Below are 21,229 nucleotides of genomic sequence, written 5' to 3'. Positions count from 1 at the left end.
CGTCGAGGGTATCGGTGACCACGGGTGCGAATACATGACCGGTGGCCGGGTGGTGGTGCTCGGCGAGATCGGGCGCAATCTCGCGGCCGGTATGTCCGGCGGTATCGCGTACGTGCTCGACATCGACCCGACCCGGGTGAACACCGCGATGGTCGCGCTCGAAACGCCCGACTCGGACGACCTGCAGTGGCTGCGCTCGACGATTGCCCTGCACGTCAAGTGGACCGACTCCTCGGTGGGCGCCTCGATCCTCGCGGACTGGCCGCGCCGGTCCGGTCTGTTCACCAAGGTGATGCCCGTCGACTACAAGCGCGTCCTGCAGGCGACCCGGCTCGCGAAATCGGAAGGCCGCGACGTCGACGCGGCGATCATGGAGGCGGCAAATGGCTGAGCCACAGGGCTTTCTGCGGGTGCACAAGAAGGATGCGCCCAAACGCCCGGTCGCCGAACGTATTCAGGATTGGCGCGAGATCTACCTCCCGATCTCCCCTGCGGAGCGCAATCCGGCGGTTTCCAAGCAGGCGCGACGGTGTATGGACTGCGGAATCCCGTTCTGCCACAGCGGTTCCTCCGGCTGCCCACTGGGCAACCTGATCCCGGAGTGGAACGACCTGGTGCGCCGCGGCAGGTGGGCCGAGGCCGCGGACCGGCTGCACGCGACGAACAACTTTCCCGAGTTCACCGGACGGGTGTGCCCTGCGCCGTGCGAAGCCGCCTGCGTGCTTTCCATCGCGGAGAACGACACCGGCGGCAGCGTCACGATCAAACGGATCGAGCAGACGATCGCCGACAGCGCGTGGGAGACCGGCGCGGTCGGTCCGCGCATCCCGACGATCAGCACGGGCAAGCGGATCGCGGTGGTCGGCTCCGGGCCTGCCGGCCTGGCCGCCGCGCAGCAACTCACCCGCGCCGGGCACGACGTGACCGTGTACGAACGCGACGACCGGCTCGGCGGGTTGCTGCGCTATGGCATTCCGGCTTTCAAGATGGACAAGGGCGTGCTCGATCAGCGCCTGGCGCAGATGCGGGCCGAGGGCACCCATTTCGTGGTCGACTGCGAGGTGGGCGTGGACATCACGGTCGCGCAACTGCGCACGCAGTTCGAGGCCGTCGTCCTCGCCGTCGGCGCACTGCAGGCGCGCGACCAGACCGATGTCGAGGGCCGTGACCTCGATGGCGTGCATCTGGCGATGGAGCACCTCGTGCCCGCGAATAAGGAGAGCGAAGGCGACGGTCCGACGTCGCTGACCGCGCACGGGAAACACGTCGTGATCATCGGCGGCGGTGACACCGGCGCGGACTGCCTCGGCACCGCACACCGCCAGGGCGCCGCCTCGGTGACCCAGCTCGACTACAACCCGGAGCCGCCGTCCGAACGCGACGACGCCATCACCCCGTGGCCGTCCTGGCCGCTGTTGCTGCGCATGTCGCCGGCCCATGCCGAAGGCGGCCGCGTGCGCTATCAGGTGGCGGTACGCCGCTTCATCGGTGACGAGCAGGGCCGGGTGCGCGCGATGGCGCTCGCCGAGGTGGAGGTGCACCGCGACGCCGACGGCCGGCGAACTGTCGTGCCGATCGGTGAAGAGGTGGAGTTGCCTTGCGACCTGGCTCTTTTCGCGATCGGTTTCGAGGGCGTGCAGCCTGGGCGGTTGCTCGACGATCTCGGTATCGAACGCACCGGGCGCGGTGCGCTCGGCTGTGGAGCGGACTGGCAGACCGGGGCCCCCGGCGTGTTCGTGTGCGGCGATGCGCACCGCGGGGCGTCGCTGGTCGTGTGGGCGATCGCGGAGGGTCGGTCGTGCGCGAGTGCCGTCGACGCGTTCCTGATGGGGCAGACCGATCTGCCCGCGCCGGTCCATCCCACTGCGCTGCCGCTGGCAGTGGCCCGGCGGTAACGGTCTACTCCTCCAACCGCGTGGAGAAGGTGTCGGCTACCCACTAGGCTCGACGCGTGACACGACGGACCAAGATTGTCTGCACGCTAGGGCCGGCGACGGCAACCTCCGAGGGAATTCGCGAACTCGTCGAGAGCGGCATGGACGTCGCGCGGCTGAACTTCAGCCATGGCGAGCATGCCGATCACAAGGCCAACTACGACCGGGTTCGCGCCGCCTCGGACACCACGGGACACGCGGTCGGCATTCTCGCCGACCTGCAGGGGCCGAAAATCCGCCTGGGCAAGTTCGCCGAGGGTTCGACGGTGTGGGCCAACGGTGATGAGGTCCGCATCACGGTCGACGACTGCGAAGGCACCCACGACCGGGTCTCGACCACCTACAAGGAGCTCGCCGCGGACGCCAGCGCCGGCGACCGTCTGCTTGTCGACGACGGCAAGGTCGGCCTGCTGGTGGAAGCCATCGAGGGCAACGACGTCGTCTGTCGTGTGACCGAAGGTGGCCCGGTCAGCAACCACAAGGGCCTGTCCATGCCGGGGATGAACGTCTCGGTGCCCGCGCTTTCCGAAAAGGACATCGACGATCTGGAGTTCGCGTTGCGGCTCGGTGTCGACTTCATCGCGCTCTCGTTCGTGCGCTCACCCGCCGACGTCGAACTCGTGCACGACGTGATGGATCGCGTTGGGCGCCGCATTCCGGTGATCGCCAAGCTGGAGAAGCCCGAGGCGATCGACAATCTCGAAGCTGTCGTGCTCGCGTTCGACGCGGTCATGGTCGCGCGCGGCGATCTCGGTGTCGAACTGCCGCTGGAGCAGGTGCCCCTGGTGCAGAAGCGTGCGATCCAGATGGCGCGGGAGAACGCCAAGCCGGTCATCGTGGCGACGCAGATGCTCGAGTCCATGATCGAGAACTCGCGCCCCACCCGCGCGGAGGCCTCCGACGTCGCCAACGCGGTGCTCGACGGCGCGGACGCCGTGATGCTGTCCGGCGAGACGTCGGTGGGCAAGTTCCCGATGGAAACGGTGCGGACCATGGCACGGATCGTGCAGGCCGTCGAAACCGAATCGACCCGCGTGCCGCCGCTGACACACGTGCCGCGCACCAAGCGCGGCGTCATCTCCTACGCTGCACGCGACATCGGCGAGCGGCTCAACGCGAAGGCGCTCGTCGCCTTCACTCAGTCCGGCGACACGTTGCGCCGGCTCGCCCGGTTGCACACACCGCTGCCGCTGCTCGCGTTCACACCGCTTCCCGAGGTGCGCAGCCAACTGGCGCTGACCTGGGGCACCGAGACGTTCCTCGTGCCGCGGGTGGCCTCGACCGACGAGATGATCGGCCAGGTCGACACGGCCATGTTGTCGATGAAGCGCTACTCGAAGGGGGACCTCGTCATCATTGTGGCCGGCTCGCCGCCCGGAACGGTCGGTTCGACCAACCTCATCCACGTGCACCGTATCGGCGAAGAGGACCACTAGTGCCGCAAACCCGAGAGACCGGCTCCGGGAGGCCGGTCAGTCCGGACCTGGAAACGATGCTGTGGCTGCTCGATCTCGAGCAGACCGATGAGAACGTCTTCATCGGGCAGCATCCGAAGCAGGTCGCGAGCCGGACTTTCGGCGGGCAGCTGGTGTCGCAGGCGATGATGGCGGCGGGCCGCACGGTCGGCCCCGGTCGGCCGGTACATGCGATCAACGCGCACTTCATCCGCGGCGGTGACGTCAAGGCGCCGATCGAGTATCGGGTCGACCGGCAGCGCGACGGTCGCGCGTTCGCGAATCGCGTGGTGACCGCCTATCAGGACAACCACGAGTTGTTCACCATGCTCGCGGCGTTCCAGGACTGGACCAAGGGCCTCGAGCATGCCGTCGCGGTCCCCGACGTGCCGTACCCGGACGTGCTGCCCCCGCTCGGCGAGCACTTCATCGGCTACGAGGACCGGCTACAGACGTTCGTGAAAGCCCTCAAACCGATCGACCTGCGCTACGCCAACGACCCGGCCTGGATCATGAAGGGTACGGGGGAGCGGCTCAATCACAACCGGGTCTGGATGCGCGCGGACGGCGATCTCCCCGACGACCCGCTGATTCACGTTGCGACGATGGCCTATTCGTCCGATACGACCGTGCTGGACTCGATCATCACCACGCACGGGCTGTCCTGGGGTCACGACCGCATAGTCGCCGCGACGGTGAATCATTCGATGTGGTTCCATCGCCCGTTCCGGTTCGACGATTGGGCGCTGTACGCGACCGAGTCACCGGTCGCGGCGGGTTCTCGGGGGCTCGCGACCGGGCGCTATTTCTCCCTCGAGGGGGAGCTGCTCGCGACGGTGGTCCAAGAGGGCCTGATCAGGCACTTCCCGCGGAAGAGCTGACGCTCGCACTCTCGCGAGGCGCGCCAACTCCGCTCGGCGCGTTAAGCTTCGCCAACTTTGCTCGGGCGATCGTCGCGCAGATCCGTGGAGGAGACGCATGGAAACAAGTGTCGAATGGGGCACCGAGGTCCTGGATTCGCTGTGGTGGATCGTGCAGGTCTCCGCCGTGACCATCGTGGCCTTCTTCCTCATTTGTGCGGCATTGGCCCGATTCACCAACTGGGGACGTCAGTTCTGGCGGATCAGTGGCGGCTTCTTCCGGGGGCGGGACTCGTGGAAGACGTACGCCTTCATCGTCGTCATCCTGATTTTCACCGTATTCGCGGTTCGGATGAGCGTGCTGTTTTCCTACCAGGGCAACGACATGTTCACAGCGCTGCAGTACGCGGCGCAGGCGCTGCAAGCGGGCGACGGTGGTGCGCTCGACGCGGCGAAGGCCGCGTTCTGGAGCGCAGTGCGAATCTTCGCGATACTGGCGGTCATTCACGTGATTCGTGCACTGCTCGATTACTTCATCGAGCAGGCCTTCGTGATCCGCTGGCGGGTGTGGATGACCGAGCACGTCACCGGTGACTACCTCGCCGGCCGGGCCTACTACCGTGGACGGTTCATCGACAACACGATCGACAACCCGGACCAGCGGATCCAGCAGGACATCACCGACTTCACGCAGACGTCGGTGACGCTGTCGACCGGAGCCGTCAGTGCCGTCGTGTCGATCTGGTCGTTCACCAAGATCCTGTGGGACCTCTCGGGTCCGCTGACTATCTTCGGGGTCGAGTTTCCGCGCGCGATGATGTTCCTCGTCCTCGCCTACGTGCTGGTCACGACGGTCGTCGCGTTCTGGATCGGCCGTCCGCTGATCCGGTTGAACTTCCTCAACGAGCGGTTCAACGCGAACTTCCGCTATGCCTTGGTGCGGCTGCGCGATAGCGCCGAAAATGTCGCGTTCTACCGCGGCGAGAACGCCGAGCGGTCCGGGCTGTTCTCCCGCTTTGCTCAGGTCATCCACAACTACTGGAACATCGTCTACCGGTCGCTGAAGTTCCAGGGCTGGAACCTGGCGGTCAATCAGACGGCTGAGCTGTTCCCGCTGGTGATTCAGGCGCCGCGGTTCTTCGCCGGTGACATCACCCTCGGTGACGTCACCCAGACCTCGACGGCGTTCCGCGCAGTGCACGACTCGCTCTCGTTCTTCCGCGAGTCCTACGACGATTTCGCAGGCTATCGCGCGTCGCTGATCCGGCTGAACGGGCTGATGCAGGCAAGTGAACAGTCGCGGGACCTGCCGAAGATCTCGCGGACGAATCTGGACAATGCGCTCGAGCTCGACGGTATCGACGTGCGCAAGCCGGACGGCGAGGTGCTCATCGACGACCTGAACCTCCGCCTCGAGCCTGGCGACGCGCTGGTGGTGAAGGGCGTGTCGGGCAGCGGCAAGACAACGCTGCTGCGGGCGCTCGCCGAGATGTGGCCCTTCGGTTCGGGCGAAATCCGCCGCCCGGACGGGACGGAGACGCTGTTCCTGTCCCAGATTCCCTACATTCCGCTCGGGGATCTGCGCACCGCCGTGGCGTACCCCGCCAGACCGGAGGATGTCGACGACGAGGTGCTGCGCGAGACCCTGCAGAAAGTGCACCTCGGGCACCTGCAGAGCCGCCTGGACGAGGAACAGGACTGGGCGAAGATCCTCTCCCCGGGCGAGCAGCAACGGGTGGCGTTCGCCCGCATCCTGCTGGTCAAGCCGAAGCTGGTGTTTCTCGACGAGGCCACCTCCGCCGTCGACGAGGGTCTCGAGTACGCGCTGTACTCGCTGATCCGCACCGAGGCCCCCGACACCATGCTGGTCAGCGTGGCGCACCGCAGCACTGTCGATCAGCATCACACCCAGAAGCTCGAACTCGACGGTGATGGCCCCTGGGAGCTCACGCCGGTCGGCTGATCGTTAGCTCCACGTTTCGCGCCCGCGGAGTGAACGGAAGCGTTCACTCCGCTCAACGCAACGAATCTTCCGTTCACGATCCGGTATCGATGCCGATTTCGGCGGACAGCCGTCCGTGGCGAGCGTAGAAACGAGGCATGCAGGATCCCAAGGTGCTGGACACACCCGAGTTGGAACCCACGCTGGCGAACCTCCGCAAGGCGCGCGATGCTGCCTCGGACGAAGGGGCGGGCGGCACCGACGTCCGCGAACTGGACAGAGCCATCGCCGCTGTTGAGATCGAGATTCGTAGGCGGCACGAAGAAGCCGATGGAGCCGACGTGAGCACGGTGATGACCTGATGCGATTGTCTACGCGAAATCAACTGGCGGGAGTCATCGAGGCCGTGGACGTCGGAGCGGTCATGGCTACGGTCAAGGTGCGGCTCGATGGCGGCCAAGTCATCACCGCCTCGATTACCAAGGAAGCCGCCGAGGAACTTGGCCTCGCGCCCGGCCAGGCGGCCACAGCCTTCATCAAATCAACTGAGGTGACCATCGGCGTCGAGTGACGCCAACCTTCGAGAGTTCCGCAAATTCGGAACAAGAAGGCATGTTAGCTCCGTAACTGCTGCGCTAGAGTTCTTTCCATGACGCATGCGCGGAGTTCGGACGTACGCGTGCGAGATGCTGCCGACCTGCTCGGCGTCAGCGACGACACGGTGCGACGCTGGATCGACAGCGGGGCACTGCCGGCAACAAAGGATCCGGCTGGACGGGCGGTCATCGCTGGTGCGGACCTTGCCAAGTTCGCCCGCGAGCATGCGCGCGCCCCCGCCGACCCGACCAGCGTGGAAAGCTCCGCGCGCAACCGACTGGTCGGACTGGTCACCCAGGTCACCTCGGACGCGGTCATGTCCGAGGTCGAGATGCAGTGCGGGCCATTCACTGTGGTGTCCCTGATGAGCACGCGATCGGTGCACGCGCTCGGCATCGAACCGGGCTCGGTCGCGGTTGCGGTCGTCAAGGCGACCAATGTCATCGTCGAAACACCCAAGGAGGCAGGATGATCCGGTCTGTGTATGCGGCCGCAGCACTGGTAGCTGCGGTAGGGCTCGTCGCGGGATGCTCCGACGACGACAGCAGCACTGCGACATCGACGACCACGGCGACGTCCTCGGTCACGGGCGACGTCACTGTCTTCGCGGCGGCCTCGCTGAACAAGTCGTTCACCGAAATCGGCAAGCAGTTCGAGACCGAGTACCCGGGCACTACGGTGAAATTCAACTTCGCCGGATCATCGGATCTTGCCACGCAGATCATTCAGGGCGCACCGGCGGACGTGTTCGCCTCCGCGAACCCGGCAAACATGACCAAGGTCGTGGACGCGGGCGAAGTCCAGGGCGAACCGGAGAACTTCGCATCCAACACGTTGACCATCGTGACCGCCCCGGGTAACCCCAAGGGCATCACGTCGTTCGCGGATCTGACCAAACCGGGCGTCTCCGTCGTGGTGTGCGCCGATCAGGTGCCGTGCGGCGCCGCGACCAAGACTGTCGAGGAGAAGACGGGTGTGACTTTGACTCCGGTGAGTGAGGAGTCGCAAGTCACCGACGTGCTCGGCAAGGTCACCTCCGGCCAGGCCGACGCCGGACTCGTCTACGTGACCGACGCGAAAGGCGCGGGCGACAAGGTCACCCAGGTCGACTTCCCGGAGGCGGCCGAGGCGGTGAACGTCTACCCGATCGCGGTGTTGTCGGATTCGCAGAACTCCGAAGCTGCAAAGGAATTCCTGGAAGCGGTGACCGGGCCCGAAGGTCAGAAGGTGCTCGCGGAAGCGGGCTTCGCCGGACCGTGAGCAGGGCCGGCCTTCGCCGGACTGTGAGCAGGGCCGGCCTTCGCCGGACTGGGAACAAGGCCCGGCACGTCGCGGTCGCCCTGCCTCGATGGGTGTACGTGCCGGCATTGATCGGCTGCACGTTCGTGGTGCTGCCGCTGATCGCGATGCTCGTGGCGACGGACTGGTCGAACTTCCTGCCGCTGATCACGTCCGAGTCGTCGCGGGCCGCGCTGGCGTTGAGCTTGCGCACCTCACTCGCCAGCACGGTCGTGGTCCTCGTGATCGGCGTGCCGATGGCGCTGGTGTTCGCTCGATCGCGCCTGCCGGGACTGTCGGTGCTGCGCTCGCTGGTCCTCCTGCCGCTCGTGCTGCCGCCGGTGGTCGGGGGTATCGCGCTGCTGTACACGTTCGGCCGAAAAGGTTTGCTGGGTGAAACATTCGAGGTGCTCGGAATCCAGATCGCCTTCACCACCACGGCTGTCGTCATCGCACAGACGTTCGTTGCCCTGCCATTTCTGGTGATCAGCCTCGAGGGCGCGCTGCGGACCGCGGGTGAGCGGTACGAGGCGGTGGCGGCGACACTCGGGGCGCGACCGACTACGGTGCTCCGGCGGGTGACGATCCCCCTTGTGCTTCCCGGTCTCGTATCCGGAGCGGTGCTGGCGTTCGCGCGTGCGCTCGGCGAATTCGGCGCGACGTTGACTTTCGCCGGGTCGCTGCAGGGGGTGACACGGACGTTGCCGCTGGAGATCTATCTGCAGCGGGAGGTCGATCCCGACGCCGCGGTGGCACTGTCGCTATTGCTTGTCGTGGTGGCGGCCCTGGTTGTGCTGGCCGCGCGCGGCCGGGCCATTGGGGGTGCGCCGTGAGCACGCTGGCGATCAAGGCGGTGTCGCGGGAACGCGACGTGACCATGGACCTGACCGTCGAGCCGGGCGAGGTGGTCGCGGTACTGGGCCCGAACGGTGCGGGAAAATCGACACTGCTGGCGATGGTCTCGGGCCTGCTGCGCCCGGACGAAGGGACGGTGACGCTCGGCGATCGGCTGCTCTCCGATGCTGCGACCGGGGTGTTCGTGCCTGCACATCGCCGACGCGTCGCGTTGCTGGCACAGCAGGCGCTGCTGTTCCCACATCTGAGCGTCGAGTCGAACGTCGGGTTCGGTCCGCGCAGTCGGGGGGCGGGCAGGGCGCAGGCGCGGGCGGAGGCGCGGACCTGGCTGCGTGCTGTCGACGCCGAGCATCTTGCCGATCGGCGGCCGTCGCAACTGTCCGGCGGGCAGGCACAGCGCATCGCCATCGCCCGCGCGCTGGCCTGCGATCCCGAGTTGCTGCTGCTGGACGAGCCGATGTCGGCGCTCGATGTGAGCGCTACGCCGCAGGTGCGGCGGCTGTTGCGCGAGATCCTTCGCGAACGCCGGCGGTCAGCACTGTTGGTGACCCACGATCTGCTCGATGCGCTCGCGCTCGCCGATACCGCGGTCGTGATCGAGGACGGCCGCGTCGTCGAACGTGGTGACGTACGTCGGGTGCTCACCGCCCCGCAAAGCCGCTTCGGTGCACGCATCGCGGGCGTGAACGTCATCGGCGGAACGGTCCGCCGAACCGAGGTGCTCGAAACATCTTGGGGTAGTGAGATTTACGGCCTTGCAGAGGATCCGGTGTCGGGCCCCGCAGTGGCGGTGTTCGCGCCGTCCGCAGTGGCGGTGCACGGCGAGCCGCCGCACGGCAGCCCCCGCAATGTATTGGCAGTGACAATCGCCACCATCGACGTGCACGGCCACAGTGTGCGGCTGACGGGCGCGGACAATCCGGATGGTTCCACGGGATTGGCCGCCGAGATCACTCCCGCCGCGCTCGCCGACCTGGACCTGGTCCCGGGACAGCAGGCGTACTTCGCGGTGAAGGCCCAGGAGGTCCGGATTCATCCCGCGACCTGATCAGTGTGCGTCTGCCGACTCGGTAACCAGTGCAGCGAGCCGGGGAACTACGACATCGCGCCAGCCCGGACCCATCCGGTCGAACGCGTCGCGCGAGCGGTGATCGCTCAGGTCGAAGCCGGAGTGGTCGAGGAACAGCCGCGTGCCGGTGCCCTCGGCGACGAGCCGCCAGCTGATCGTCCAGTTGCCGTTGAACGTGTAGGCGAAGCGCTCGTAGGGCTGCGACACGGTCACCTCGCATGCGACGGATCCCCAGCCCGGCATCTCCAGGTGGAATCGGTGCCCCAGATCGGCGGCGATGTCACCGGGCGCCCACCACTGCTCGTGCAATTCCGGCGTGGTCAGTGCGCGCCACACTTTTTCCGGTATAGCCGCGATGAACTGGTCGACCTCGATGGTCGCGATTTCAAGTTCGGTCATCTTGTTCCTCCACGAGATCGGCAAGTGAGCGCAAACGGGTGCGCCAGTAGCGTTCGAACGGATGCAGCCAGTCCTCCACCGCTGCGAGGGGTTCCGCGGTGAGGTGGTAGTTCCGGTGCCGGCCGACGGCTTCGTCGCGAACCAGCCCGGCGCGGCGCAGCAACTGCAGGTGCTCGGCGATCGCCGGGCGGCTGAGCTCGAACCGGCCCGCGAGTTCACCCGCACTGTGCGGACGGTCGGCGAGCAGTTCGAGCAGTCTGCGGCGAACCGGGTTGGCCAACGCGAGGAAGACGTCGTCGTTCGGCACCGGACGAGGTTATGTCGGGAGATTCCGACATGTCAAGAATTTCCGACACGTCGTCGGCCACGCGCCGCGGCGGTGGGCACGATGGGTGGATAAGAATTTGGTGCCGAGTGTGGGACTCGAACCCACACGTCCTTTCGGACAATGGTTTTTGAGACCATCGCGTCTGCCTGTTCCGCCAACTCGGCGCACCGGTCGCACAGTCTAACGGGTGCCCGGAGTGGGTACGCCGCAGGCCCGAGTTCGACAATCGGTATCGGCGCGGCACCGGTACCCTGCTGCGTATCACCTCGCGGTGGTACCGGGATGGACGAGCGGAGGGGTTGAGGACGATGACTGATGCTGGAGGGGGTACCGGTCCACGTCGTGTCGTGGTTGCCGAGGACGAGACGCTGATCCGGCTCGATCTCGTGGAGATGCTGTCCGAGGAAGGCTACGAAGTCGTCGGTGAGGCCGGCGACGGCCAGACGGCGGTCGATCTCGCGATCGAGCACAAGCCGGATCTCGTCATCATGGATGTGAAGATGCCGCGCCGGGACGGTATCGACGCCGCGGCCGAGATCGCATCGAAGCGCGTCGCCCCCGTCGTGATTCTGACCGCGTTCAGTCAGCGCGATCTGGTGGAGCGGGCGCGGGACGCGGGCGCGATGGCCTATCTGGTCAAGCCATTCACCAAATCGGATCTGGTGCCTGCGATCGAGCTCGCTGCGAGCCGGTTCGCCGAAATTTCTTCGCTGGAGAGCGAGGTTGCCAACCTCGCGGACCGGCTGGAGACGCGCAAACTGGTCGAGCGGGCCAAGGGCGTGCTCATGCAGACCCAGGGCCTGTCCGAACCCCAGGCGTTCAAGTGGATTCAACGCACCGCGATGGACCGCCGCACCACGATGAAGGCCGTCGCCGAAGTCGTTCTGGAGAACCTCACGCCGCAGTGAAATCACAGGGCGGCTACGCGGGCTCCGTGCCATGTGAACCGCAGGTGGCGGGGTGCCCTGCGCGCGACGCGTGCAAGTCACCGGCGCTCAATGTGATGCATAGGTGCCGAGACGACGTTATGTTCTCCTCGGGCTGGCATAGTCGGCCCCTCCGGCCAGCCGGGGCAGCGAAGACTTCGGAGGTGGCACGTGCATCGTCGTGGTGCTAAAGGTGCGCTGATCGTCGCAGCGGCGGCGGCGCTCGTGTTGACGGGATGTAGCGACAAATCGAGCGACGAGAGTTCGTCGGAGTCCACCGGCACGGGCGGTGCGGCGTCCGGCAGTCTCAGCATTCAGCCGCTCCTCCAGGTCGACACCGAGGGCAAGGAAGTGCCGAAGGCGGATGCATCCGCCGCGGCCGACCCGGCGGGGGACGGCTCGGCGACCTGCGCGCCGGTGAAGATCGCGATGGCCGGCGCGCTCACCGGCCCGGACGCGGCGCTCGGTATCAACATCATCAACGGTGTGAAGCTGTCGCTCGACCAGCACAACAAGGCAAATCCGGGATGCCAGGTCGGGCTCGCCCAGTTCGACACCGAGGGCGATCCACAGAAGGCCACCCAGGTCATCCCGCAGGTCATCAATGATCCCACCGTGGTCGGCCTGGTCGGTCCCGCCTTCTCCGGTGAGACGAAGGCGACCGGGCAGATCCTCAGCGATGCCGGACTTGCGTCGCTGACCGCGTCGGCGACGAATGCGACGTTGACCCAGAATGGCTGGCAGACGTTCTTCCGCGGTTTGGCGAACGACGATATCCAGGGCCCGGCGGTGGCGAAGTACATGACCGGCACCGCGGGCTACCAGAAGGTGTGCGTGGTCGCGGACAACACCGACTACGGCGTTGGTCTGGCCAAGAGCATCACCGAGGGGCTCGGGGACGCCGCAGACGAGAGTTGCTCGGCGAGCGTGAAGAAGGGCGACAAGGACTTCTCGGCCACGATCACGAAGATCCAGTCGGCGAGCCCCGACGCAATCTTCTACTCGGGCTACTACTCCGAGGCCGCGCCGCTCGCCCAGCAGCTGAAGTCGGCGGGCGTGGACGCCACGTTCGTCTCCGCGGACGGCACCAACGACCCGCAGTTCGTCTCGCAAGCCGGTGATGCATCCAAGGGTGCGATCCTGTCCTGCCCGTGTGGTCCGGCCCCCGACGAGTTCAAGGCGGATTACACCGCTCTCAACAGTCAGGAACCGGGCGTCTACTCCGTGGAGGCCTACGACCTCACCACGATCCTGTTGCAGGGCATCGATTCGGGCAAGGTCACTCGTCCGGAACTGGTCGACTACGTCCGCAACTACGATGGGCCCGGCCTGGCTCGCCAGTACAAGTGGAATGCCAACGGCGAGTTGGCCTCCGCGCTGATCTGGATCTACGAGGTCAAGTAGTTCGACACGACGGCACGCACGTGCACCGGGCGACCGGTGCGCGTGCGTGCCGTCCACTATCGATGAGGGCGTGGGTATTGCGATGATTTCGGTACCGATATGAGCGCGGTGCTTGCCGCGGGCACTGCGACCGTCGAGATGGCCGGATCGATCGACTTCAACGTTTCCGGAGTGATCGACAACTTCTGGCAGCTCACCATCGATGGCCTGTCCTACGGTTCGATCTATGCGCTGGTGGCGGTCGGCTACACGTTGGTTTACGGCGTGCTGCGGCTGATCAACTTCGCGCACTCGGAAATCTTCATGCTCGGCATGTTCGGCCAGTACGTCGGGCTGCAGCTACTCGGCTTCGCGCCGAGCGGCAACACCTACAACGAGGGCGTGGTCACGACCGTCGTATTCCTCGGGCTGGCAATGCTTTTCGGCATGGCAACCTCGGGTGCCGCGGCCGTCGGCCTCGAACGCGTCGCGTACCGGCCGTTGCGCAAGCGTGGCGCCAAGCCGCTCATCTTCCTGATCACCGCGATCGGCATGTCCTTCGTGTTGCAGGAGTTCGTGCATTTCGTGCTGCCGAAGTTCGTCGACGGGCTCGGTGGCACGAACGCTCAGCAGCCGATCAAACTCGTCGACCCGAAGGTGGAATTCACCATCTTCGGCGCACCGGTGACGAACGTGACGATCGTGATCATCGTGTCGGCCGTCGTCCTCGCCGCGGCGACCGAGATCATCATCAACCGCACCAAGTTCGGCCGCGGCATCCGCGCGGTCGCGCAGGATCCGAATACCGCGACGCTGATGGGTGTTTCGCGCGAACGGGTCATCATGCTCACCTTCCTCATCGGCGGCGTCCTCGCCGGTGCCGCGGCCACCCTGTACACACTGAAGATCCCGTCCGGGATCATCTTCTCCGGCGGTTTCATCCTCGGCATCAAGGCGTTCAGCGCCGCGGTGCTCGGCGGTATCGGCAACCTGCGCGGCGCCTTGCTCGGCGGTCTGATCCTCGGCGTGGTCGAGAACTACGGGCAGATCCTGTTCGGCACCGAGTGGCGCGACGTCGTCGCGTTCGTCCTGTTGGTGTTGGTGCTGATGTTCCGGCCGACCGGGATTCTCGGCGAGAGTCTGGGGAAGGCGCGGGTATGACCACTGCGACGAACGTCCCGGTGAGCCCGGAACGGCCGAGGGCCGGCCTCGGCGATTCGATCCGAAGCTGGTGGGACGCCCTGGCCCGGCCGATGCAATGGCTGGTCGGTGTGCCGCTGCTCGTCCTGCTGGCGTTGCTGCCGGTGTTCCCGCCCCCGTTCATCAACACCCCCTCGACCAGTTTCGGCGGGGTGATGGCGCAGTTCGCGATGTACGCCCTGATCGCCATCGGCCTGAATGTGGTGGTCGGCCAGGCAGGGCTGCTCGACCTCGGTTACGTCGGCTTCTATGCCGTAGGCGCGTACACCGTGGCTCTGCTCACCAGTCCGGACAGTCCGTGGAACCAGACCGACGGTGGATGGCTCAGCGAGGATTGGGCGTGGCTGGCCTGTCTGCCCCTCGCGGTGGCCGTGACGGCAGTCTCCGGGCTGCTGCTCGGCACGCCGACGCTGCGGCTGCGCGGTGACTACCTGGCCATCGTCACCCTCGGGTTCGGTGAGATCGTCCGTTTGCTGGCCGACAACCTCACCGAAGTGACCAATGGCAGTCTCGGACTTTCGCAGATCGCCTACCCGCGCGTCGGCGAATCCGAGGAGCACCCACAGGGTGTGTTCTCGGCCGGAAACGTGGGCGACACGCTGAATTCCGGTGTGTGGTGGTACTGGCTGGGCATGATCCTGGTGATCATCGTCCTGCTCGTGGTAGGCAACCTCGAGCGCAGCCGCGTCGGACGCTCGTGGGTGGCGATCCGGGAGGACGAGGACGCCGCCGAGATCATGGGCGTTCCGACGTTTCGGTTCAAGCTGTGGGCCTTCACGATCGGCGCCGCCGTCGGTGGCATGTCCGGTGCGCTCTACGCCGGGCAGGTGCAGTTCATCAACCCGACCGGGTTCAACATCATCAACTCGATGCTGTTCCTGTGCGCCGTGGTGATCGGCGGGCAGGGCAACAAGCTCGGCGTCATCGTCGGTGCGTTCATCATTGTGTATCTGCCGAATCGGTTGATGTCGGTGCAGTTGGTCACCGACGAGACCACCGGCTACGTGATCCTCGGCGTGCTCGCACTGGTATTCGTGGGGCTCTCCGTCGCCTGGCGGCTGTGGTTGCACGAGCAGGCGCCGTGGGTGCGCCGGGTGTTCATCACCGTCACGGTGCTGCTGGGCATCTACGCGCTCCTGCTCCTGGGCAGCGTGCTGTTGTTCCGGCCGGGTGGCGCCCAGACCCTCGGCGACCTCAAATACCTGTACTTCGGTCTTGCCCTCGTGGTGATGATGATTCTGCGCCCGCAGGGGCTGTTCCCGGCCCGGCAGAAGCTGCTCGCCTACGGCAGGCAGGTCTACCAGGCGGTGCGCCGGCCGACGCAGGCATCGCCGACCGAGCAGGCGGAGGTCGCGCGATGACGATTCCCGGTCCCGGCGACGCCATGTTCGACAACGAGGACATGGCCGTCGACGCTGCTCCGGCGAAGGTGGAGGAAAGTGCCGGCATCGTCGACGTTGCGGCGATCGACCCGTCTCTCGCCGATCCCGACGCCGTCGCGGAGGTGGTCGCGCCGACCCGCACCATCGAGACCGAGGTCGGCGAGGCGCTGCTGCGCACCGACGGGCTGACCGTGCAGTTCGGCGGCCTGACCGCGCTCGACGACGTCAGTTTCGAGATCCGCCGCGGCGAGATCCTCGGCCTGATCGGCCCCAACGGAGCGGGAAAGACGACGTGCTTCAACGCGATCACCGGGGTGTATCGCCCGTCCTCGGGCACGGTGTACTTCGACGGCGCCCCGCTCACCAAAACCAAGCGCAGCGCGATCACCCGGCTCGGCATCGCACGCACCTTCCAGAACATCCGGCTCTTCGGTGAGATGACGGCGCTGGAGAATGTCGTGGTCGGCACCGACGCGCGACACCGCACCTCGGTGCCCGGCGCGATCTTCCGCACCCGCCGGCATCGGCGCGAGGAGCACGATGCGGTCGAGCGCGGCATGGCGCTGCTGGAATTCGTCGGCATCGCACCCCGCGCGGTGGAGAAGGCGCGCAATCTCTCCTACGGCGATCAGCGCCGGCTCGAGATCGCCCGTGCGCTGGCGACCGAACCGAAATTGCTCTGCCTCGATGAGCCGGCGGCCGGGTTCAACCCGAGCGAGAAGTCGGCATTGATGGATCTGATCCGCAAGATCCGCGACGACGGGTTCACCGTGTTGCTGATCGAACACGACATGCGTCTGGTCATGGGCGTCACGGACCGGATCGTGGTGCTCGAATTCGGTCGCAAGATCGCCGACGACCTGCCTGCCGCGATCCGGGAGAACCCCGCCGTGATCGCCGCCTACCTGGGTGTCCCGGACGAGGAAGGAACCGACGATGGCGAGGCATAGGGCCGACGCGAGCGGTCCGTTGCTCGAGGTGACCGACATGGTGGTCAACTACGGCCGGATCGAGGCGCTGCACGGCGTTTCGCTCCGTGTCGACCACGGCGAGCTCGTGACCCTGCTCGGCGCGAACGGGGCGGGCAAGTCGACCACGATGCGCGCGCTGTCCGGGCTGCTCCCGCTGCGCGGCGGCAAAATCGTCTTCGACGGCCGCGACATCACCCACGTCAAAGCCCACGAGCGCGTGACCGCGGGCATCGTGCAGGCCCCGGAAGGGCGCGGCGTGTTCCCGGGCATGAGCGTCCAGGAGAACCTGGACATGGGCCATTACGCGCGCAAATTCGAGTCGAAGGCCGCCTACGCCGAGCGGCTGGACTGGGTTTTCGAGCTCTTCCCGCGGCTGAAGGAACGACGCACCCAGGTCGGTGGCACGCTGTCCGGCGGCGAGCAGCAGATGGTCGCCATCGGTCGTTCGCTGATGGCCCGACCCAAGCTGCTGCTGCTCGATGAGCCGTCGATGGGGTTGGCGCCCATGATTATTCAGCAGATCTTTCGAATCATCGGCGAGATCAACAAGCAGGGCACGACGATCCTGCTGGTCGAGCAGAACGCGCAGCAGGCCCTCTCGCGCACCGATCGCGCCTACATCCTGGAGACGGGCGAGATCACCACCACCGGCACGGGAAAGGAACTGCTCGCCGATCCGGCCGTGAAGGCGGCCTACCTCGGCGTCGGCTAAAGGCAGTGCCGGCAAGCCGCGGCGCGGCAGGCCCGCTACGATGCGCCGATGTTGTTGCTGCTCACGCGTTTCGCGGCCGGGATGCGTCGGGTCTTCGCCGAGTGGTCGGTTCCGCTCTACATCGCCGCCTTCGTCTTCCTGACCAGTTGGCTGGCGATGTGGGTCGCCGAGCCGCACAGCGAGATCGTCGCGCCCGCGAATTTTCCCTGGTATTTCATCGTGACCGCGACAACGGTCGGCTACGGCGACTTCTTCCCCGAGACGGTGGCGGGCCATGTGGTCGGGGCCTACGTCATCGTCGGCGGCATTGTCGCCTTGACGATGTTGTTCACCCATCTGGTCGACAAGATTTCCACCGCGAGGGGACGACGCATGCGTGGTTTGGCCGCACTCGAGATCGATGATCACATCGTGCTGCTCGGCTATTCGGCCGGGCGCACGGAACGGCTCGTCGGAGAGCTGACGCAGGAGCCGACCGCACGGGTCGTGTTGTGCGCCTGGGACACCGTGGCGGAGCATCCGATGCCGGACGCGGACCGGGTGCAGTTCGTGCGCGGTGACCTGACAGACGAGTCGGTGCTGGTGCGGGCCTGCGTGGACCGCGCCGCGATCATCCTCATCGACGGCCGCGACGACAACGAGACGCTCGCGGTCGCGGTCGCTGTTGCGCATGCCAGCCGCTCCGGCGACGCGGGACCGACGGCGAATCGGGTGCACCTGATCGCCGCGCTGCGGGACATGTCGAGAGCGAGCCAGTTCCGCTACGTCAGTTCGCGAATTCAGTGCGTGCAGTGGCATGTGCCGAATTTGTTGGTCGAGGAGGCGCACGACCCGGGTATCACGCAGGTCTATGCGGAATTGATGACGGCGGGCGGCACCGGCGCCAGCACGTACTCGCTGCGTTTGAGTCGCGACCACACCGATTTCGGCGCCGTGCAGGTCGAGCTCGGCCGGCGCTTCGCCGCGGTCGCGGTAGCGGTCCGCCGCGACGGCGTGATGGTGGTGAACCCGCCGTGGGACGGCACGGCCACCGCGGGCACCACCGTCTACTACGTTGCGGCGAGCAGGCTGGCCCCCGCGGCGCTGTAATCACCGCGGCGCTGTAATCACGCAGGGCTGTAGTCACACAGGGCTGTCCGCAACACAGGTGCGACCGATTCCCGTCGGTGCCGCTGCCTAGACTCGTGGGCGTGAGTCCCGCGAGCACCGTTTCCCAGGCCGAGAACGAGTCCACCGACGCCGCGCAGCGTCCGACACTGATGCTGCTCGACGGGCATTCGCTCGCGTTCCGCGCGTTCTTCGCGTTACCAGCGGAGAACTTCAAGACGGTCTCGGGGCAGACCACGAATGCCGTGTACGGCTTCACCTCGATGCTGATCAACCTGCTGCGCGACGAGCAGCCGACGCATATCGCCGCAGCGTTCGATGTCTCCCGGCAGACTTTCCGAGCGGAGGCCTTCGCCGATTACAAGGCCAACCGTTCCAGCCCGCCGGACGAGTTCCGCGGCCAGGTCGACATCACCAAGGACGTGCTGGGCGCGATGGGCATCCCGGTGATGGCGGAGGCCGGTTTCGAGGCCGACGACATCATCGCCACGATCACCACCCAGGCCGTCCCACTCGGCTATCGCGTGCTGATCGTGACCGGTGACCGGGACGCCATCCAGCTGGTCAACGACAACGTCACGGTGCTCTATCCGCGCAAGGGCGTCTCGGACATGTGGCGGTTCACTCCGGACACGGTGCTGGAGAAGTACGGCCTGACCCCGACCCAGTACCCGGACTACGCGGCGTTGCGCGGTGACCCGAGCGACAACCTGCCCGGTATCCCCGGTGTGGGGGAGAAGACCGCCGCCAAGTGGATTCGTGAGTACGGCGATCTCAGCAGCCTCGTCGACCGGGTCGACGAGGTGCGCGGCAAGGTGGGCGACGCCTTGCGCGCGAACCTGTCCAGTGTGTTGCTGAACCGGCAGCTCACCGAGATGGTGCGCGATGTCGCGCTGCCTTACACCCCACCCCAGCTCGAGCACGCCGGTTGGGACCGGGAGAAGATCCATCAGCTCTTCGACGACCTCGAATTCCGCGTGCTGCGCGACCGCCTGTTCGAGACTCTGACGTCAGCGGAGCCGGAGGCCGACGAGGGATTCGAGATCAGCGGGGGCGCGATCGCCCCGGGCGAGGTCGGCGCGTGGCTCGCGGACCATGCGAACACCGGTGCACGGCATGGTATTTCGATCGTCGGCACCGGCACCCCGTTCGGCGGCGACGTGACGGCGCTGGCCATCGCCGCGTCCGGTGGTGAGGGCGGCTACCTCGAGGTCGCCTCGCTCACCCCGGACGACGAGAAGGCGCTCGGGCTGTGGCTTGCCGATGCCGGGCAGCCGAAAGCGGTCCACGAAGCCAAGTTCGCGATGCACGCGTTGCGTGGTCGCGGCTGGATCCTCGACGGACTGAGCAGCGACACCGCGCTTGCCGCGTACCTGGTTCGGCCGGGCCAGCGCACGTTCAATCTCGATGATCTGTCGTTGCGCTACCTGAAACGCGAACTGCGCGTGGACAAGCCGGATTCCGGACAGATGTCGCTGCTCGACGACGAGGATCAGCTGCACACCGAGACCGCCGAAACCGAGATCCTGCGCGCGCAGGCGGTGCTCGACCTCGCGGCCGCGATGGACACCGAACTGGCGCAGATCGAGTCGACGCCGCTGCTCGCCGAGATGGAGCTGCCGTTGCTGACCGTGCTGGCGAAGCTGGAGGAATCCGGTATCGCGATGGATCTCGACCATCTGCACGACCTGCAGAGCGGGTTCGCCGCCCAGGTGGCCGAGGCGGCGAACGCGGCCTACGAGGTGATCGGCAAGCAGATCAACCTCGGCTCGCCCAAGCAACTGCAAGTGGTGCTCTTCGACGAGCTCGAGATGCCGAAGACCAAGCGCACCAAGACCGGGTACACCACGGATGCGGACGCGCTGCAGACGTTGTTCGAGAAGACGCAGCATCCGTTCCTCGAACATCTGCTCGCGCACCGCGACGCCACCCGCTTGAAGGTCACCGTCGACGGACTGCTCAAGTCGATCGCCGACGACGGCCGGATCCACACCACGTTCAATCAGACCATCGCGGCGACCGGCCGGCTGTCCTCGACCGAGCCGAACTTGCAGAACATCCCGATCCGCACCGATGCAGGCCGGCGCATCCGGCTGGGGTTCGTCGTCGGCGGTGGTGTCGACGGAGCGGGCTTCGACACGCTGATGACGGCCGACTACAGCCAGATCGAGATGCGCATCATGGCGCACGTGTCGGGCGACGAGGGGTTGATCGAGGCATTCAACTCGGGCGAGGATCTGCACACCTTCGTCGCCTCGAAGGCCTTCGGCATCCCGATCTCGGAGGTGACACCCGAACTGCGTCGCCGGGTCAAGGCGATGTCGTACGGCCTTGCCTACGGTCTGAGCGCCTACGGGTTGTCCGCGCAGTTGCGGATCAGCACCGACGAGGCCAAGGAGCAGATGGAGACCTACTTCGCCCGGTTCGGTGGCGTGCGGGACTATCTGCACGAGGTGGTCGAGCAGGCCCGCAAGACCGGTTACACCGAGACGCTCTTCGGGCGCCGTCGTTATCTGCCCGATCTGGACTCCAGCAACCGGGTCCGGCGCGAGACCGCCGAGCGTGCGGCATTGAACGCGCCGATCCAGGGCACCGCGGCCGACATCATCAAGGTCGCGATGATCAACGTTGCCAACGCGATCACCGAGGCCGGACTGCAGTCGCGCATGCTGCTGCAGATCCACGACGAGTTGTTGTTCGAGGTGGTAGAAACCGAGCGCGAGGTGATCGAACGGCTCGTTCGCGACGAAATGGGCTCGGCGATCGAAATGTCGGTGCCGCTGGATGTTTCGGTCGGCTTCGGAAAGAACTGGGACTCCGCGGCCCATTAGG

The 21,229-nt window shown here is 66.3% G+C and carries 21 protein-coding genes and 1 tRNA gene; 19 read left to right on the top strand and 3 right to left on the bottom strand.

The annotated features are described in order from the left end of the window. The 11 genes from OG921_RS25445 to OG921_RS25395 all read left to right on the top strand — a co-directional run. A partial coding sequence (locus tag OG921_RS25445; RefSeq protein WP_266115331.1) for a hypothetical protein occupies positions 1-391 on the top strand: 391 nt, incomplete at its 5' end. After that, complete coding sequence (locus OG921_RS25440) at positions 384-1,895, top strand: glutamate synthase subunit beta (protein WP_266115330.1); 1,512 nt, start codon at positions 384-386, stop codon at positions 1,893-1,895. The genes OG921_RS25445 and OG921_RS25440, both read left to right, overlap by 8 nt. A 56-nt stretch (positions 1,896-1,951) precedes the next feature. After that, positions 1,952-3,370, top strand: a complete 1,419-nt coding sequence (gene pyk / locus OG921_RS25435) for a pyruvate kinase (RefSeq protein ID WP_266115329.1) — start codon at positions 1,952-1,954, stop codon at positions 3,368-3,370. Between the two features lie 56 nt (positions 3,371-3,426). Next, positions 3,427-4,269 carry an acyl-CoA thioesterase II gene (locus tag OG921_RS25430; protein WP_266115337.1) on the top strand — a complete coding sequence of 281 codons (843 nt, stop codon included), beginning with the start codon at positions 3,427-3,429 and terminating at the stop codon, positions 4,267-4,269. A 97-nt stretch (positions 4,270-4,366) separates the two neighbouring features. After that, positions 4,367-6,211: an ABC transporter ATP-binding protein/permease gene (locus OG921_RS25425; RefSeq protein WP_266115328.1), complete on the top strand. Its 1,845-nt coding sequence runs from the start codon at positions 4,367-4,369 to the stop codon at positions 6,209-6,211. Positions 6,212-6,348: 137 nt separating this feature from the next. Continuing rightward, positions 6,349-6,552 (top strand): hypothetical protein, encoded by a 204-nt coding sequence (locus tag OG921_RS25420; RefSeq protein ID WP_266115327.1) that lies wholly within the window; start codon positions 6,349-6,351, stop codon positions 6,550-6,552. Further along, the gene (locus OG921_RS25415) at positions 6,552-6,761 is read left to right on the top strand and encodes a molybdopterin-binding protein (protein ID WP_266115326.1); all 210 of its coding nucleotides are present in this window, start codon (positions 6,552-6,554) and stop codon (positions 6,759-6,761) included. Before OG921_RS25420 ends, OG921_RS25415 begins: the two co-directional genes overlap by 1 nt. A 78-nt stretch (positions 6,762-6,839) precedes the next feature. Further along, entirely contained in the window at positions 6,840-7,259 is a 420-nt protein-coding gene (locus OG921_RS25410; protein ID WP_266115325.1) for a molybdopterin-binding protein, read from the top strand. Further along, positions 7,256-8,047, top strand: a complete 792-nt coding sequence (modA, locus tag OG921_RS25405) for a molybdate ABC transporter substrate-binding protein (RefSeq protein WP_266115324.1) — start codon at positions 7,256-7,258, stop codon at positions 8,045-8,047. The genes OG921_RS25410 and modA overlap by 4 nt, the downstream gene beginning before the upstream one ends. Before the next feature lie 98 nt (positions 8,048-8,145). Beyond that, positions 8,146-8,898, top strand: coding sequence for an ABC transporter permease (locus tag OG921_RS25400; RefSeq protein WP_266115323.1), 753 nt, complete (start codon positions 8,146-8,148; stop codon positions 8,896-8,898). 44 nt (positions 8,899-8,942) lie between these two features. After that, a complete protein-coding gene (locus OG921_RS25395) occupies positions 8,943-9,968 on the top strand; it encodes a sulfate/molybdate ABC transporter ATP-binding protein (RefSeq protein ID WP_266115336.1) in 1,026 nt (341 codons plus the stop codon). Here the strand turns inward: OG921_RS25395 and OG921_RS25390 are convergent, their stop codons facing one another. The 3 genes from OG921_RS25390 to OG921_RS25380 all read right to left on the bottom strand — a co-directional run bounded on the left by OG921_RS25390 (position 9,969) and on the right by OG921_RS25380 (position 10,880). After that, positions 9,969-10,388 carry an SRPBCC domain-containing protein gene (locus tag OG921_RS25390; RefSeq protein ID WP_266115322.1) on the bottom strand — a complete coding sequence of 140 codons (420 nt, stop codon included), beginning with the start codon at positions 10,386-10,388 and terminating at the stop codon, positions 9,969-9,971. Next, positions 10,375-10,695: a helix-turn-helix transcriptional regulator gene (locus OG921_RS25385; RefSeq protein WP_266115321.1), complete on the bottom strand. Its 321-nt coding sequence runs from the start codon at positions 10,693-10,695 to the stop codon at positions 10,375-10,377. The genes OG921_RS25390 and OG921_RS25385 overlap by 14 nt, the downstream gene beginning before the upstream one ends. 98 nt (positions 10,696-10,793) lie before the next feature. Next, a tRNA-Leu gene (locus OG921_RS25380) sits at positions 10,794-10,880 on the bottom strand. 144 nt (positions 10,881-11,024) lie between these two features. Between OG921_RS25380 and OG921_RS25375 the strand changes: the two genes are divergently transcribed. The 8 genes from OG921_RS25375 to polA all read left to right on the top strand — a co-directional run bounded on the left by OG921_RS25375 (position 11,025) and on the right by polA (position 21,228). Beyond that, entirely contained in the window at positions 11,025-11,624 is a 600-nt protein-coding gene (locus OG921_RS25375) for an ANTAR domain-containing response regulator (protein WP_266115320.1), read from the top strand. A gap of 189 nt (positions 11,625-11,813) precedes the next feature. Then, a complete protein-coding gene (locus OG921_RS25370) occupies positions 11,814-13,046 on the top strand; it encodes a branched-chain amino acid ABC transporter substrate-binding protein (protein WP_266115319.1) in 1,233 nt (410 codons plus the stop codon). A 99-nt stretch (positions 13,047-13,145) separates the two neighbouring features. Next, a complete protein-coding gene (locus OG921_RS25365) occupies positions 13,146-14,186 on the top strand; it encodes a branched-chain amino acid ABC transporter permease (protein ID WP_266115318.1) in 1,041 nt (346 codons plus the stop codon). After that, the gene (locus OG921_RS25360; protein WP_266115317.1) at positions 14,183-15,586 is read left to right on the top strand and encodes a branched-chain amino acid ABC transporter permease; all 1,404 of its coding nucleotides are present in this window, start codon (positions 14,183-14,185) and stop codon (positions 15,584-15,586) included. Before OG921_RS25365 ends, OG921_RS25360 begins: the two co-directional genes overlap by 4 nt. After that, positions 15,583-16,557, top strand: coding sequence for an ABC transporter ATP-binding protein (locus OG921_RS25355; RefSeq protein WP_266115316.1), 975 nt, complete (start codon positions 15,583-15,585; stop codon positions 16,555-16,557). Before OG921_RS25360 ends, OG921_RS25355 begins: the two co-directional genes overlap by 4 nt. Continuing rightward, positions 16,544-17,290: an ABC transporter ATP-binding protein gene (locus OG921_RS25350; RefSeq protein WP_266115315.1), complete on the top strand. Its 747-nt coding sequence runs from the start codon at positions 16,544-16,546 to the stop codon at positions 17,288-17,290. Before OG921_RS25355 ends, OG921_RS25350 begins: the two co-directional genes overlap by 14 nt. A 48-nt stretch (positions 17,291-17,338) precedes the next feature. Beyond that, on the top strand, positions 17,339-18,379 hold the full coding sequence (locus tag OG921_RS25345) for a potassium channel family protein (RefSeq protein ID WP_266115314.1): 1,041 nt from the start codon (positions 17,339-17,341) through the stop codon (positions 18,377-18,379). 101 nt (positions 18,380-18,480) lie between these two features. Next, on the top strand, positions 18,481-21,228 hold the full coding sequence (polA, locus tag OG921_RS25340; protein ID WP_266115313.1) for a DNA polymerase I: 2,748 nt from the start codon (positions 18,481-18,483) through the stop codon (positions 21,226-21,228). Position 21,229: the final 1 nt, after the last annotated feature.

Origin of the sequence: Aldersonia sp. NBC_00410 (assembly GCF_026342035.1) — a bacterium.
Taxonomy (GTDB): domain Bacteria; phylum Actinomycetota; class Actinomycetes; order Mycobacteriales; family Mycobacteriaceae; genus Aldersonia.
The sequence above is the reverse complement of the archived record's forward strand: the minus strand, read 5'-3'. Positions and strand labels throughout refer to the sequence as shown.

Coding starts and splice junctions, on each gene's coding strand:
- OG921_RS25440 (WP_266115330.1), top strand. CDS start 384: ATGGCTGAGCCACAGGGCTTTCTGCGGGTGCACAAGAAGGATGCGCCC.
- OG921_RS25430 (WP_266115337.1), top strand. CDS start 3,427: ATGCTGTGGCTGCTCGATCTCGAGCAGACCGATGAGAACGTCTTCATC.
- OG921_RS25425 (WP_266115328.1), top strand. CDS start 4,367: ATGGAAACAAGTGTCGAATGGGGCACCGAGGTCCTGGATTCGCTGTGG.
- OG921_RS25420 (WP_266115327.1), top strand. CDS start 6,349: ATGCAGGATCCCAAGGTGCTGGACACACCCGAGTTGGAACCCACGCTG.
- OG921_RS25415 (WP_266115326.1), top strand. CDS start 6,552: ATGCGATTGTCTACGCGAAATCAACTGGCGGGAGTCATCGAGGCCGTG.
- OG921_RS25410 (WP_266115325.1), top strand. CDS start 6,840: ATGACGCATGCGCGGAGTTCGGACGTACGCGTGCGAGATGCTGCCGAC.
- modA (WP_266115324.1), top strand. CDS start 7,256: ATGATCCGGTCTGTGTATGCGGCCGCAGCACTGGTAGCTGCGGTAGGG.
- OG921_RS25395 (WP_266115336.1), top strand. CDS start 8,943: ATGGACCTGACCGTCGAGCCGGGCGAGGTGGTCGCGGTACTGGGCCCG.
- OG921_RS25390 (WP_266115322.1), bottom strand. CDS start 10,388: ATGACCGAACTTGAAATCGCGACCATCGAGGTCGACCAGTTCATCGCG.
- OG921_RS25375 (WP_266115320.1), top strand. CDS start 11,025: ATGACTGATGCTGGAGGGGGTACCGGTCCACGTCGTGTCGTGGTTGCC.
- OG921_RS25365 (WP_266115318.1), top strand. CDS start 13,146: ATGAGCGCGGTGCTTGCCGCGGGCACTGCGACCGTCGAGATGGCCGGA.
- OG921_RS25360 (WP_266115317.1), top strand. CDS start 14,183: ATGACCACTGCGACGAACGTCCCGGTGAGCCCGGAACGGCCGAGGGCC.
- OG921_RS25355 (WP_266115316.1), top strand. CDS start 15,583: ATGACGATTCCCGGTCCCGGCGACGCCATGTTCGACAACGAGGACATG.
- OG921_RS25350 (WP_266115315.1), top strand. CDS start 16,544: ATGGCGAGGCATAGGGCCGACGCGAGCGGTCCGTTGCTCGAGGTGACC.
- OG921_RS25345 (WP_266115314.1), top strand. CDS start 17,339: ATGTTGTTGCTGCTCACGCGTTTCGCGGCCGGGATGCGTCGGGTCTTC.